Genomic DNA, 15,361 nt, shown 5'->3' with positions numbered 1-15,361 from the left:
TTTTTTTTAACCAATTTCTAACCGAACGTTTAGAAATAAATAATATTTAAAAAACTTAAAATATGAGTACAACAAACCAAAAAGAAACATTAACAATTCACACTATTGAATCTGCACCCGAAGGAAGTAAAGCTTTGTTAGAAGCATCACAAAAAAACAATGGTTTTTTACCAAATTTACACGGAGTATTGGCTGGAGCTCCTGGTTTATTAGAAGCATACCAAACATTACACGGATTGTTTACAAATTCATCTTTTAATAAAGATGAATTAACCGTAGTTTGGCAAACCATTAATGTAGAGCACGGATGTCATTACTGCGTTCCCGCACATACAGGAATTGCAAAAGCAATGAAGGTTGATGATGCTATTACAGAAGCCTTAAGAAACAAAACTTCTTTACCTACAGAAAAACTACAAACATTACACAAAACAACTCTGTCTATTACCAAAGACAGAGGAAATATTTCTAAAGAAGAAATAGAAACTTTTTACGCTGCTGGATACACTCAAAGACATTTGCTAGAAATTATTTTAGGATTATCTCAAAAAGTAATTAGCAACTACACAAATAGTATTGCAGAAACTCCTGTAGATGATGCTTTTAAAAACTTTGCTTGGAGTAAATAAAAAAATTAAAATCCCGTATACAAAAACGATATACGGGATTTTTAAACTTAACAACTAACTTCAACTTTTTCTCTTATTTGCTGAGTGGCATTTACCATAACCTCTAAAGCTTTTTTGGTTTCAGGCCATTTTCTAGTTTTTAGCCCACAATCAGGATTGATCCAAATGTTTTCTTTTGGGATGTATTTTTCTGCCTTTTCAATTAAATCAACCACTTCTTGGGTTGATGGCACTCTTGGCGAATGGATATCATACACTCCTGGCCCTATTTCATTAGGATAGTTAAACTCTGCAAAAACATCTAACAATTCCATTTGAGAACGAGAACATTCAATAGTAATAACATCTGCATCCATATCTGCAATTGCTTTGATAATGTCATTAAACTCCGAATAACACATATGAGTGTGAATTTGAGTTTCATCATTTACACCACTAGCAGATAACTTAAAAGCATTTACTGCCCATGTTAAATAATCATTCCACTGTGCTTGTTTTAACGGCAATCCTTCTCTAATAGCAGGCTCATCAATCTGAATAATTTTTATTCCTGCTTTTTCTAAATCTACAACCTCATCTCTAATAGCTAGAGCAATTTGATTACAGGTTGTTTTTCTAGGTTGATCATCTCTCACAAAAGACCATTGTAAAATGGTAACTGGCCCCGTTAACATTCCTTTTACATACTTATTGGTTAAAGATTGTGCAAAAACCGTCCATTCTAAAGTCATTGGATTTAAGCGCTCTACATCCCCAAAAATAATTGGTGGTTTTACGCAGCGAGTTCCATAACTCTGAACCCATCCAAATTGGGTAAAAGCAAAACCTTCTAATTGCTCACCAAAATACTCAACCATATCATTTCTCTCAAATTCTCCATGAACCAATACATCTAGTCCTACTTGCTCTTGAAACTCAATAGATTCTTTGGTTTCTTGTTCCAATAAAGTATTGTACTCCTGGTTACTTATCAACCCTTTTTTATGTTTGGCTCTCCAACTTCTTACCTCTGGTGTTTGAGGAAAAGATCCAATTGTAGTGGTTGGATATAAAGGCAGTTGTAAAGCTTTTGTTTGAATTATTTTTCTAGTTGCAAAAGCACTATTTCTATGTAAATCTTTATCCTCTATAAAACTCTCGCGATTTTTAACATGAAATTTATGAATCCTACCAGAGGCTCTTCTCTCCTGAATATCCTTTTTATTATTTTCAAAAGCCAATAAATCTGCATGAGTAGGATGTGTGCTTAATGTTTTTAACAACACAACTTCATCTAATTTTTGAGCAGCAAAACTTAACCAAGATTTTAGTTCATCATCTAATTTTTCTTCGCTTTCTAAATCTACTGGTACATGTAATAATGAGCTAGAACTTGCTACCCAAACCCTATCAGTTCCTAAAACTTCTTTGGCTTTATTGATTTGTGCTATAGATTTGGTAAAATCATTCTTCCAAATATTACGACCATCAACCAAACCTAAAGACAATACTTTTGATTGATTTTTAAATTCTGATTGTAATATTTTTAACAATTGTGTTTCATCACCTCTAGTTAAATCAATATGTAATACTGCTCCTGGCAATTGATTAATTAATTCTAAATTATCTAAAACATCATCAAAATAAGTAGCAGTAATAAACTTTAAATTCGGGAATTCCTTGTTTAAAAACTGATGTGTTTTCTGAATGGTAAATTGTTCCTTATCTTTTAAATTTAAAGCTAAAAAAGGTTCATCTATTTGGATATACGTTGCCCCTAAATTTTCTAATTCAGCAATAACTTGCTTATAAACCTCTAACAACCCATCTAACAAGTCTAACTTATCAAAACCAGCTTCTTTCTCTTTTCCTAGTAATAAATAAGAGGCAGGACTAATCAATACTGGCTTTGCATTAATTCCTAAGGCAACAGCTTCTTTATATTCATTAATTACTTTTTTTGATAAATTTTTAAATGTTTGGTTCTTTACAAACTCAGGAACTATGTAATGATAATTGGTATCAAACCATTTTGTCATCTCCATAGCCGTTATATCATAGTCTTCTGTTTGCAGTCCTCTTGCCATAGCAAAATAAACATCCAGTTCTGACAAGTTTTGGTTGTTTAATAACGCTTGATAACGCTCTGGTACTGCCCCCACCAACAAGGTAGTATCTAATACTTGATCGTAAAAAGAAAAATCGTTTACTGGAATAAAATCAATGCCAGCGTTTTGTTGTTTTTTCCAATTTTGTTTTCTAATTTCAGCTGCAATAAGCTCTAAAGCTTCTTGATTACTGTTTTTACCCCAATAGTTTTCTATCGCTTTTTTTAATTCTCTTTTAGCTCCAACTCTAGGATATCCTAATACATGACTTTTCATAGTTTTTAAGATTTAAATTCTACTACAAAACTATAACACATAAGTATTTAACTAAAATTAACCCTTAAATACAGATAAAAAACCTTTTAAATGAAATTATAGAGAAAAAAACTCTATATTAGTTTTTGAAAAAGCTATAAAAAGAAAAAATTACTATGTATATACCAGATCAAACAGATTTGATACTGTTAAAACAGTTACAAAAAAACGCTAGAATTACCATTAAAGAGCTAGCTAACATAACCAACCTGTCTAACACTCCTGTTCACGAGAGAATAAAAAAACTTGAAAAAAACGGATATATTACCAAACATGTTGCTTTATTAGATAGAACTCTTTTGGGTAAAAAACTAATTGTTTTTTGCAATATAAAACTGAAAGAACACACCATGGATATTGGTCATCAGTTTGTAAAAGACATTACTTCTTTAAAACAAGTAACAGAATGTTATAACATTTCTGGAGATTATGATTTTCTTTTAAAAGTAATGGTAAATGATATGGAAGGATATCAAGATTTTGTATTAAATCACTTAGGAAAGGTAAAAAATATAGGAAGTACTCAAAGTACTTTTGTAATGGGAGAAATTAAAAATTGTACCGAAGTTCCTATTTAAAATAAGTGGTATCGTAAAAACTATTGCTTTCATTAAAAATAAATACTATATTAGGTATTCAACTAAAATTATTAGAATATGGCTATCAAAAACTTTAAATCACCCGATACAAAGACAGGAATACTTCCAGACAAAATATTGGTTTCGGATTATATGGTACCTAGAAATAGGTTGATAACCTTTACTCCAAAATTAAGTATTGGAGAAGCAATGCAAATTTTAGTAACCAATAATATTGCCGGAGCCTGTGTTTTAGATGAGGATGATGCAATATTAGGAATGATTTCTGAAGGAGATTGTATGAAAAAAATTGCCAATAGTAGATATTACAACATTCCTTTACACGACCAAACGGTTGAAGAGTATATGGAAACTATTGTAGAATCTATTAAAGGAGACACCAATATATTTGATGCTGCACACATGTTTTGCACCTCTAGAAGAAACCGTTTTCCGGTTACTGAAGGAAATAAAATTATTGGTCAAATTAGTAGAAAAGATGTATTAAAAGCTGCTTTGGAAATGAGATAAAAACTAAAACTAGCTAAACTATAAAGAGCGTTATCATGTTTATATGGTAACGCTCTTTTTACTTTTAGAAAGGATACCCAATCGCAAAATTTAAAATAGTGTTGTTCAACTTAATTGTGCTTATAGAAGTTGAGGTTGGTTGTTTTAAAGGGGTGGCAACATCAAACCTAATAACAAAACTTTGTATATCTACCCTTATTCCTGCTCCTGCACTTACCGCCAATTCATTTATAAAGTTAGAAGAAAACTGACCGCCACTTAAAGAACTACTATTGTTATACAACCAAACATTTCCAGCATCGGCAAAAAAAGCACCTTTGATTAAAGAGTAAATAGGAAAACGATATTCTAAATTGGCTTCTAAACGAATATCTCCAGAACTATCAAAATAAGTACTGTTGGTTGTACTGTTATTATACGTTCCGGGCCCAATAGATCTTGAAGCAAAACCTCTAATACTATAAGGTCCACCTGCAAAAAATTGTTTGGTAAAAGGTAAAACTGTTGAGTTTCCAAAGGGAATTCCCAATCCTCCATATAACCTACTAATTAAAGTTTGTTCTTTTCCTAAACCTAAATAATATCTAAAATCTAAATCTACCTTAGCATATTGTGCATATTCTAAACCTAAAAATGTTTTTTTGTTTCCGGGAGAGCTATTGCTTAATAAACTCAATGCATTTCCGGCAACATCAACATTAGAAGCAATAAATATTTGATTTTTTTTAGCACTTCTACCCAATTCACTATAGGTTAAATTATAAGTAAATCCGGCTATAAATTGTTGATCGAAACTGCTTTGTAAAAAAGGATTATTGGCCAAAATAGCATCAAAATCAGAAGTTGTGTTAAACAGTCTTACATAATTAATGTTGATAGGATTTATTTGATGACTTAAATATTTATTGGCATCCCAATGATAACCAAAGCTATTGGTAAACGAAATTAAACCGTATAAATTAGATCTGCTTAAATATTCCGAATCAAAAGAAATTTTAGTTTTAGGTACTCCATATTTAAATCGACCTGTTAAATCCCATGGAAAAATTAATCGTGGAAAAGTTAAACTTGCTCCTAAATCAACCTTTAATCCATTTAAATTTTGAGTATTGTTCCCAATTTGGGTTTCATAAGCAACTGTACCCGTAACACTTAACAACTCTCCTCCACTAAATAAATTTCTATTTCTATAATTAACCGACAAACCTGGCCCAGCAAAGTTGTTAGATTTTGTTACCGCTTGTAGCTCAATTCCCAAAGACCTTTTGTTTAGCGGAGATAGGTAAATATTAGCTTCTAAACTACCAACACTATCATTTTGAATGCTATCTAATTTTTCATCAAACTGAATATTTACATACTTATAAGTACCTATTGATGATAATCTTTTACTAGTGATTTTTGAATTATTTGGATTGTAATAATCGTCTTGATTTAGCAATAAATAATTACGAAGTCTTTTGGGTTTAAAAAAAACGGTGTCTTGAATAAAGTAAACTCCTTTATATTGAGTGCTGTCTATTTCCTTGTTTTTTTGAGACAAAGCATAATTAGGATATACCTTAATTTTATTGATATTATAAGGAATTAATGCCTTTTTAGGTATGCCCTTTTTTATTCTTAAATACAAATCAAATTTTTTGTTTTTATATTGATTGGTATCTGCTTCAAAAATGATAAAATCTTGATTAAAATTATAATATCCTTTTCCTTTTAGTTTTTCATCAATTTTAATTCTTTCTTGCTTAAAAGATTCCAAACTATATCTGGTTCCTTTTTTTAATAAAGTAGTTTTTAAAACTTCTTTAATTTCTTTGTAAATAGGTAAAGTATCGTTTTCTAACTGATAAGTTTCTAGCACATAAGGCTCGGTTAAATCTACAGTATATACTATGCTTTTGGTATGCTTTTTTTCTTTTACCGAAGCCGTAACTTTACTGTTAAAAAAACCTCTATTGTCTAATCTATTTTTAATTAAGTTGATGACTTTATTTTGCGATACATTTGAATAATAAATAGGTTTTTCTCCATACTTTTTATTCATATACTTAGTAATCGCCCCTTTTTTTCCTTGCGCAGTTCTATAGTGGTAATACAAACCAACTCTAGATCCTAAAAATTTACTATTAGGTTTTGGTCTTAACAATTCTTGCAGCTCGTCTTCTAAGCTAGAAATGTTTTTTACCTTGTTTGTATTCACAATTTTAACACTAGCTCCACTATATAATTTTTCGTCATCGGGTAAAAAACGTTTTACACTACAAGAGCTTATAATGATGACCATTATAAAAACCGAACAAACGCTAAAAAAATTGATTTGCTTCATTATTTGGTAGATTTTTCGGAGTTTTCTTTAAGCCAAAGCTCTCTAAATTTATTAAACTCTTTGTTGAATAAAAAAGCTATTCCAGTAACAATTACCTGACCATCTATAACACTTTGATATTCGTTTTTACGGAAACCTTTTAACCTATATCTTCTGTTTTCTGTTAAAGCATATTCAATATTAACATTTCCAATAATAGGTGTTTTTTCATTTTGTTCCTTTGAGGTATTTTCTATTTCAAAACCGCTTCCTACCTGTACTGTTAACCTATCATTAAACAAACGCTTTTGAGCGCTAACATTTAATTGTGTATTGTTTTGCTCACCTTTATCGGTATAATCCGTATAACTGTCTAATTCAAAACCTAGCTCTACCCCTGTTTTACCCACCAACTTGTTGGAATAATTATTTAATTGATTAGACAACGCTTTGTTTACATTATCTCTAGCAATAGAAAGAGATCCTCCATTACTTCCATCACTTATATTTGATGGAAAAAATTGATTTAATACCAACAAAGAAAACACTTGTTTGTTTAAATCTTCTTCTCTGTTATTTAGTTGTTGTACTTGGGTATAAACTTGTCCGCCCAACTCTCCTCTAGACTCTTCTGGAACATCTAAATTAAAACTGATTTCGGGCTTTAACAATTCTCCTTTTAAATTTAAATACACCAAAAAAGGCATTTTTTTTCTGTACTTGTTTAAAGCGTCAGAATCCATACCAGAAGTTACTGATGACATTAATCCACTTGCCGATGATTTTACCTTGTAAATGGCTCTAATATCCATTTTAGCTTCTAATGGATCTCCTTGCCAAAGAATGCTGCTCCCTTTAGCAATATCAAATTTACGAGTAACCAAATTGTACAAACTAGCTTCGTAGTGTCCGCTATTTACCTCGTATTTACCAGATAAGGTAGTTCTACCATTGGGAGTCATTCCAAAATTTAAATCGGCTGCTCCAGAAACTCTTAAATTATCCCCTGTTTTTTTATCAATAATTACGTTTAAAACCGCCGATTCATCAACCTTTAAAATGGTTTTAATATCTAAACCAGTTACAATTCCTGTTGATGTGTTTGAGTTTCCGGTAGCGGTTAAAATATCATTACTTTGTTTTTTGTTTACAAACACAACCACACCTTCTCTCTCTACTGCTTCAATTTCTGATTCTGGAATTACATAGGTAAAATCTGAATTTTCATCAATTTTTAATGTTCCCATTACTTTAGGAATATTTAAATCACCTCCAATTTTTACATCGGCATCTAAAAATAATTTACCATAGTACAAGTCATTATCTTCTATAGTAGAATTTAAAACTTGTAAGTTTTGTGAGTTTAGCGATAAATTAAATTTAGGATTAGAAAAATCACTCGTTAAAACTTCTCCATCTAACACAAAAGCATTTTCATCTTTGTCTAAAATGGTAAACTTGTTTAGCAATACGCTAGAGTTGTCTATTTTGATAGATTCTTCGGGAAAAGTAAAATCTGTATTAAAACTATTTACTTTTAATTTTGCCTTATTAAAGTTTAAACTTCCGTTATAAATAGGTTCATCAAGCTTACCACTCATATTAAAATTTGCAGAAATACTTCCAGAGGCATTAGAAATATATTCTTTACCAAAAGCTTCAATTTTGCTTAAACCTAGCTTATTTAAATTTACTTTTAAGTTTAATGGTGATGTGGTTTCTGCTGCATTGTAGCTCCCTTGTACCATTAAATCGATATTATTTTTTTCTTGTAAAGAAAGGCCTACATCGTAATTTTGATTGTTAATTGTTTTTGCATTTAATTGCAACGTTCCTAGAAGATTCTGAAAAACATTTAACTCTTCTATTTTTAAATTAGAAACTAAATTTTGTTCTTTATTAAAATGATTTACCTCTATATTTCCTCCCACAACTCCGCTAGCAATATTTTCTGTAGGATTTAAAAAAGCAATTAAATTGAGTAAATCAAAATTATTAAAATCAATAGCTAAATTATTGTTGTTTTCTTCTTTTACCTGTGCATTAAAACTTAAAACCTGATTGTTTCTAGACAACTCAAAATCTTTTGAGGTGATGTTGCCATTAAATAAAATGGCATTATTTTCTGGTATTGCCCAAGGCTTTCTGTTTAAAATTAAATCTTTTGGATTTACATGGAATTTTACCAAAGAATCATTTGCAGCAATTTCTGTTTTAATATTGATGATTTTTTCTGTTTCATCAGCAGTAGAAAAATCTAAAAGAACATTACCATCAACTACTTTTCCTTGCAAATTTATATTTTGGATGTTAACAGGATTATATTTTACGTTATCTACCTTAAAATCTAAATCAAAATTATTTGTACCACTATTTAAAGAAAACTGCCCGTTTTTTATACTGCTTCCTTGATATTCTACAAAAGGAATATTGAATGATGAAATCAGTTTTTTTTCTAATTCGTTAAACGATAACTTAAAAGTTATGGGTTCAAATTCATTTAATCCTTTTAAAAATACTTGATCTAACATTGGATCTTGACTGATAGATAACTCCGCATTTAAAAAAGTATTCCCAGCAACAGTATCTAATCTATTTTTAGAAAAATAAGCGCTGATGTGTTTGTTAATAGCACTAGAAATTTTTTCGGGATTGGTGTTTGCTTGTAAATTTAAATTTAACAATCCGCTCTCTACACTAACGTTGGTAGAATCTGTAGCAATATTGGTGTTGATTAAAAAATTACTGATAGGAAAAGATTCGTTTTGATACACCAACAAACCATTTTCCGTTTGCGCTTTTGCTGTAAAACCATCGGCATGGGTTTTATAATCTACCTTAATATTTAATCTTGCTTTTAAATTTTCTTCTGTTAATTTTAAAGATTGAAGATTCACTCCATTAATATTAATTGCCGAGGTAATATTGGTTATTAAAGAGTCTAATTTGATATTTGTTTTAGTATCAAAATCTAAATTTTCATCTTTAAAAGTAGTTGTAACACTTCCTTTTCCATCTATTACATTTCCGTTTATAACAAGTGGATTATAATTATAATCATCAAAAATTAAATTAGAAAACGTGGTGCTTAACTCTGCATTTAAATTGTGAACATCAACCCAGTCGGCGTTTACATTTGTGTTAAAACCTAGCACCCCTACTTTAGGATTATTTATTAGTTTTCCTAAGTTTAAATCAGTCACTTTTAAAGTTCCCTTAACTTGTGATTTTTTACTATTTTTAAAATCGCCTTTTAAAGAAATATTTCCTTTGTCTAACTTTAAAAAAGTATTGGTTTTTATTTCTGATAAACTCCCTTTTACATCTGATTTTAAATCAATTATATTAGGCACACTAATTCCGAAATCCTGTTCATTAATGAGTGATAAAACCGATTTTCTATCCGTTTTAAAACGGATATTTGGAAGTTCAAAACTCAAGTTATTTTCCGATAAAACCTCTTTAATTTTTCCTGATAAATCTACTGTTGTTTTTTCTCCCCAGTTTAAATGTAAATCTGCAATATCAATATTTTGCAACGCACCATTTGCCTTTATATTTCCAGTTATTGGATGTTTAGAAAATTTATTTAGATATTCATTTTCTTTTAATTCCTCATTAAAATAATACGCATCCTTTACGTTTAAATTTATGCGACTTATATCTACATTAAACTTGGTGTTTTTAGGTTGATTGATAAAATCATTTATAGAGTGATAGGTAACCTTTCCATAGGTTTGAATAGCGCTATTATTAGTAGCAATTTTTAATGTAGAAATAGCTATTTGCTCAGGAGTAACCATTCCTTTTAAGGCTAATTCTTTTAAGTTAAATCCGCATTTTTCTTTAAATGATATTTCTTTTAAATCTAAAGACAAATGATTTTTAAACAAGCTAAAATCATTCAACAAAATATTGGTTTCGCTAATTTTAAAATCTTCTGGATTAAATATGTTTTTGGATGTAATATTTTTCCCTGTTTTTAAAGCAATACTATTATTTTTAAATGCCAATTCCTCAACATTTATATTCCAATTTGGCCACTCAAACTTTGTGTTTACAGCTGTTTGGGTAGTATCTTGTACTGTTGATTTTTTCTCACTTATCAAAGTTAAATTTGCAAAAGTATTGTTTAAACCAATTTCTTCAACTTCTATTTTTTGAGAGCTTAAATCAACCAAAGCATTATCAATAAAAAACAAACCAAGATTTACATCTGCTAAATTATTGGCTATTTTATCTTGATAATAAACCTTTATATTTTCTAAACTTAATTGCTCAATTTCTAAAAAGGGAGAAGGAGATTCCTCTTGACTTTCTTCGGTTTCTGGAAAAGATTTACTTTGAGTATAATTAAAATCTACATTAGCTAGTTCCAATTTTTTTATAGGAAAATGAAAAGTATTGATGTTAAATTGATTGCCAAATGCCAATCCTAAATTCCCCAACTTTAAATGAGTATTTACTCCTAAAACCTCATCGTTAAAAAGTAAATCAAAATCAGCAAAATTTATTGTTCCTACTTTTATTTCTAATGGAGAAGAATCGCTTTCTTGCACAGGTTTTTCCTCTGCATTTGGATCTACAAAAGCATTAATAATATAATCAAAATTGTATTGATGTTGTTTTTCGGACTGATACACCTTAGCCTTTAAATCCGTCCAATCTACAGATTTTACATAAATTGTATTTTGGGTTATGATAGGCAAAATTGCTACAGAAACCTCTAAGGATTTACTATATAATAAAGTATCTTTTTGCTGATCTTCTAGGTAAAGCTCTTCAATAATTAAATTCCCAGAAAAACCTAAGTATATTTTTTCTATGCTAAAATTGGTTTCAATTTTTTCCGAAACAAATTCAGTAATTTTATTCTTAATCAGGTTTTGTCCCCAAGGGCTACGGATAAAAAAAACCAATATTACAAACAACCCTAACAGCCCTAAAAACATCCATTTAAAAAAATGGACAGCTTTTTTTAAGAAATGTAAAATTGTTTTTGGCATTACTTTCACAGCTTAAAGGATTGTTTATCAATCCATATTTTAATAACAAATATAACTTCTACAAACGATTAAATTCAATATTCCTTTTATTTTAAAACATTCATTTTTTAACTAAAAGTCAATCTTTGTTATTTTTTTGGTGTTTATTAAATAATATTATTATATTCGCAATCAATTCTCTGATTTATTAGAGATAAACTAACTAAACTATAAAACAAAAAAGGTCTGTATATTTATACAGACCTTTTTATTTATTTTATGTTTTTTAGCAAAAACAAAGTTTGCTAACTTACAAACTCACCATTGGCAACATTGTCTTCTGACGGTGCTATAAAAGATAATTTTCCATCTTTGGTATCTGTCATTAAAATCATTCCTTCACTTTCTACACCTCTTAATTTACGTGGTGCTAGATTTACCAAAACAGAAACTTTTTGACCTATAATATCTTCTGGCTTATAGCTTTCTGCAATTCCAGAAACAATGGTTCTTACATCAATACCTGTATCTACTTTTAACACCAATAATTTTTTAGCTTTTGGCATTTTTTCTGCTTCTATAATAGTACCTGTTCTAATATCTAATTTGGTAAAATCCTCAAAACCTATGGTTTCTTTTTGCGGCTCTACTACTTTAGCTTCGGCAGCATTGGCTAATTTTGTTGCTTCTAATTTATCTATTTGTGCTTGAATTTCAGCATCTTCAATTTTAGCAAACAACAATTCTGATTTTCCAATGATATGCCCAGAAGGAATTAATTCGTCTTTATTTTCTACATCATCCCAAATTAAATCAGATTGCTTCTCTACTCCATCTCGACTACGCTCGATGACCTCGTTCGAAGATCCTAATTTTAAAATTCCTTTTAATTTGTTGGCACTAAATGGTAAAAATGGTTCTGATAAAACAGACAATGCAGCAGCAATTTGTAAAGCAACATACATAATTGTTTTAGTACGCTCCTCATCTGTTTTTACCAATTTCCAAGGCTCTTCATCTGCTAAGTATTTGTTACCCAAACGAGCTAAGTTCATCATTTCTGACAACGCTTCTCTAAAACGGTAACGTTCCATAGATCTTGAAATAATATTTGGGAATTCTTTTACCTGAGCTAAAACATCTCCGTCTAACTCCGATAATGCTCCAGCAACAGGAACTTCTCCATTATAATATTTGTTGGTTAGCACCACTACTCTATTAATAAAGTTTCCAAAAATGGCCACCAACTCGTTGTTATTTCTTGCCTGAAAATCTTTCCAAGTAAAATCGTTATCCTTAGTTTCTGGTGCATTGGCTGTTAAAGCATAACGCAATACGTCTTGTTTACCAGGGAAATCTTCTAAATATTCATGCAACCATACCGCCCAATTTTTAGACGTTGACAATTTATTACCTTCTAAATTTAAAAACTCATTAGCAGGCACATTATCTGGCATAATATAATCTCCATTGGCTTTTAACATGGCTGGGAAAATAATACAGTGGAATACAATATTATCTTTTCCTATAAAATGTACCAATTTGGTGTCTTTGTCTTTCCAATAAGGTTCCCAATCTTTTCCATTGGCTTCTGCCCATTCTTTGGTTGATGAAATATATCCAATTGGGGCATCAAACCAAACGTATAAAACTTTTCCATCTGCTCCTTCTACAGGAACTGGAATTCCCCAATCTAAATCACGAGTTACCGCTCTTGGGCGTAAACCATCATCAATCCAAGATTTTACTTGTCCGTAAACATTAGATTTCCAATCGTCTTTATGACCTTCTAAAATCCATTCTTTTAAAAAGGCTTCGTGCTTATCTAAAGGTAAAAACCAGTGTTTGGTTTCTTTAACCGTAGGTACATTTCCTGTAATGGCAGATTTTGGGTTGATTAAATCTGTTGCATTGTGAGAGGTTCCACATTTTTCACATTGGTCTCCATAAGAATTCTCATCACCACATTTTGGGCAAGTTCCCACTACAAATCTATCAGCCAAAAACTGATTGGCTTCTTCATCAAACAATTGAGATTCTACTTTTTCTATAAATTCCCCTTTTTCATACAACTTGGTAAAAAATTCCGAAGCTGTTTTATGATGAATAGGTGCCGATGTTCTTGAATAATTATCATAAGAAATTCCAAAATCTTCAAAAGATTTTTTAATAATTCCGTGATATTTATCTACCACATCTTGTGGCGTTACCCCTTCTTTTTTAGCCTTAATAGTAATAGGCACTCCATGCTCATCAGAACCTCCAACAAAAGCTACATCTCTACCTTTGTTACGCAAGTAACGTACATAAATATCAGCAGGTACATAAACTCCTGCCAAATGCCCAATATGAATGGGTCCGTTAGTATATGGCAAAGCGGTTGTAATGGTATATCTTTTAGGATTGTTCATGAATTACATAATTTTAGACCGCAAAAATACAATTCTGTTGTGAAACATTATAACAATGATTTGTAGAATATCATTAACACTATTAGCTCTAAATATTAAATGTTTATTTTTGAATATCAAATCAACCATATGAAATCCTTTTTTAGGCTCATTTTTTTCTTTGTGATAACTACTATGAACAGTCAAAACATCACTTTTACCCAACCCGATTATTTAAAACAGGGAGATACTATTTTAATTGTGGCTCCTGCTGGAATTGTAAAACAACCTTTGGCTATAGAAAAAGCGAAAGAAACTTTTGAAAATTGGGGATATACCGTAATTATTGGCGATGCTGTTTTTAATGAGCATTATCATTTTGCTGGTACAGATACTCAGCGTTTACAAGACATGCAATGGGCTTTAGATCATCCAACAGCCAAAGCTATTTGGTGTGCTCGTGGCGGATATGGATCGGTAAGAATTATTGATGATTTAAATTTTAACAATTTTGCTAAAAACCCTAAATGGCTTATTGGTTATTCTGATATTACTGTGTTTCACAATAAGTTACACAACTTAGGATTTCAAAGTATTCATGCTCCTATGCCTATCAATTTTAAAGAGTCTTATCCGGCCATTGAGGAAAGTATGGAACAATTAAACAATATTATTAAAGGCAACTTACCTACTTATCATATTCAATCTAACGAATTCAATCAAACAGGGAACTGTTCTGGAGTTGTTATTGGTGGAAATTTAACCATCTTAGAAAATATGATTGGTACTAGTACTTGTTTTTCTACAAAAGATAAAATCTTGTTTATAGAAGAAATTGGAGAGTACAAATATCATATTGATAGACTGCTAAGAGCTTTAGACAGAAAAGGATATTTTAAAGATTGTGCAGGACTTATTTTAGGAGATTTTACCGATACTAAAAAAAACTATCCTGAATTTGGACAAAGCATAGAAGAAATTGTACTTAGCATTGTTAAAAAATACAACTTTCCTGTTTTGTTTGATTTTCCTGCAGGTCACGAAGACAAAAACTTAGGACTTATTTTTGGACACGAAATAAACATGACTGTTAAAGAAAAAACCTCAACAGTAGAGTTCACTAAATAATAAAATTACGACTACCTAAAATCAGCAGTCGTAATTTTTTATATCAATTCATATAAACAGAATTGGTTCATCATCAGTTCTATTTTCTTCTTCCAAAAAATAAGGATTTGGATAGAGTTTTCTATTGATTTGGATGATGTTGTTTATAAAGTTGTTTTGAAATATTTGATTGATTCTTTCTATATTATTTTTCATATTATTTAAATTTTGCTCAATAAAAAAGACACTTTAAAAAGTGCCTTTATAAATATTGAATATGTTGATAATTAATTACCTATAATCTTTTTTATAAAGGACTGTATTCTTTGATTTGACCTGCTGTAAAGCCATCATAAACTTTACTGCTAAAGCCTGTTTAGATTTTAAAATGGAAATGTTGCAATGTGTGTTCATGGTACTAAAAATTTATGATT

8 protein-coding genes are annotated in these 15,361 nt (G+C 30.3%); 4 read left to right on the top strand and 4 right to left on the bottom strand.

Annotated elements, in window-relative coordinates; genetic code table 11:
* Positions 1 to 62 precede the first annotated feature (62 nt).
* The gene (locus AXE80_RS13715; protein WP_068828344.1) at positions 63 to 629 is read left to right on the top strand and encodes a carboxymuconolactone decarboxylase family protein; all 567 of its coding nucleotides are present in this window, start codon (positions 63 to 65) and stop codon (positions 627 to 629) included.
* A gap of 47 nt (positions 630 to 676) precedes the next feature.
* On the opposite strand, the gene metE is transcribed toward AXE80_RS13715, so the two are convergent.
* A complete protein-coding gene (gene metE / locus AXE80_RS13710) occupies positions 677 to 2,992 on the bottom strand; it encodes a 5-methyltetrahydropteroyltriglutamate--homocysteine S-methyltransferase (protein ID WP_068828341.1) in 2,316 nt (771 codons plus the stop codon).
* A gap of 155 nt (positions 2,993 to 3,147) precedes the next feature.
* Here metE and AXE80_RS13705 point away from each other — a divergent pair, with 155 nt between their 5' ends.
* Both AXE80_RS13705 and AXE80_RS13700 read left to right on the top strand, forming a co-directional pair.
* Complete coding sequence (locus AXE80_RS13705; RefSeq protein WP_068828338.1) at positions 3,148 to 3,609, top strand: Lrp/AsnC family transcriptional regulator; 462 nt, start codon at positions 3,148 to 3,150, stop codon at positions 3,607 to 3,609.
* 78 nt (positions 3,610 to 3,687) lie between these two features.
* Positions 3,688 to 4,140, top strand: coding sequence for a CBS domain-containing protein (locus tag AXE80_RS13700; protein ID WP_068828335.1), 453 nt, complete (start codon positions 3,688 to 3,690; stop codon positions 4,138 to 4,140).
* Between the two features lie 64 nt (positions 4,141 to 4,204).
* Here the strand turns inward: AXE80_RS13700 and tamL are convergent, their stop codons facing one another.
* From tamL to metG, 3 genes are all read right to left on the bottom strand, one after another.
* On the bottom strand, positions 4,205 to 6,466 hold the full coding sequence (gene tamL / locus AXE80_RS13695; protein WP_068828333.1) for a translocation and assembly module lipoprotein TamL: 2,262 nt from the start codon (positions 6,464 to 6,466) through the stop codon (positions 4,205 to 4,207).
* Positions 6,466 to 11,451: a translocation/assembly module TamB domain-containing protein gene (locus AXE80_RS13690; protein ID WP_068828331.1), complete on the bottom strand. Its 4,986-nt coding sequence runs from the start codon at positions 11,449 to 11,451 to the stop codon at positions 6,466 to 6,468. Before AXE80_RS13690 ends, tamL begins: the two co-directional genes overlap by 1 nt.
* A 284-nt stretch (positions 11,452 to 11,735) precedes the next feature.
* Positions 11,736 to 13,841, bottom strand: coding sequence for a methionine--tRNA ligase (gene metG, locus AXE80_RS13685; protein WP_068828330.1), 2,106 nt, complete (start codon positions 13,839 to 13,841; stop codon positions 11,736 to 11,738).
* 174 nt (positions 13,842 to 14,015) lie between these two features.
* On the opposite strand from metG, the gene AXE80_RS13680 reads away from it, so the two are divergent.
* Positions 14,016 to 14,948 carry a S66 peptidase family protein gene (locus tag AXE80_RS13680; RefSeq protein ID WP_237340616.1) on the top strand — a complete coding sequence of 311 codons (933 nt, stop codon included), beginning with the start codon at positions 14,016 to 14,018 and terminating at the stop codon, positions 14,946 to 14,948.
* Positions 14,949 to 15,361: the final 413 nt, after the last annotated feature.

The organism is Wenyingzhuangia fucanilytica, assembly GCF_001697185.1.
GTDB classification, from domain to species: Bacteria; Bacteroidota; Bacteroidia; order Flavobacteriales; family Flavobacteriaceae; genus Wenyingzhuangia; species Wenyingzhuangia fucanilytica.
The sequence above is the reverse complement of the archived record's forward strand: the minus strand, read 5'-3'. Positions and strand labels throughout refer to the sequence as shown.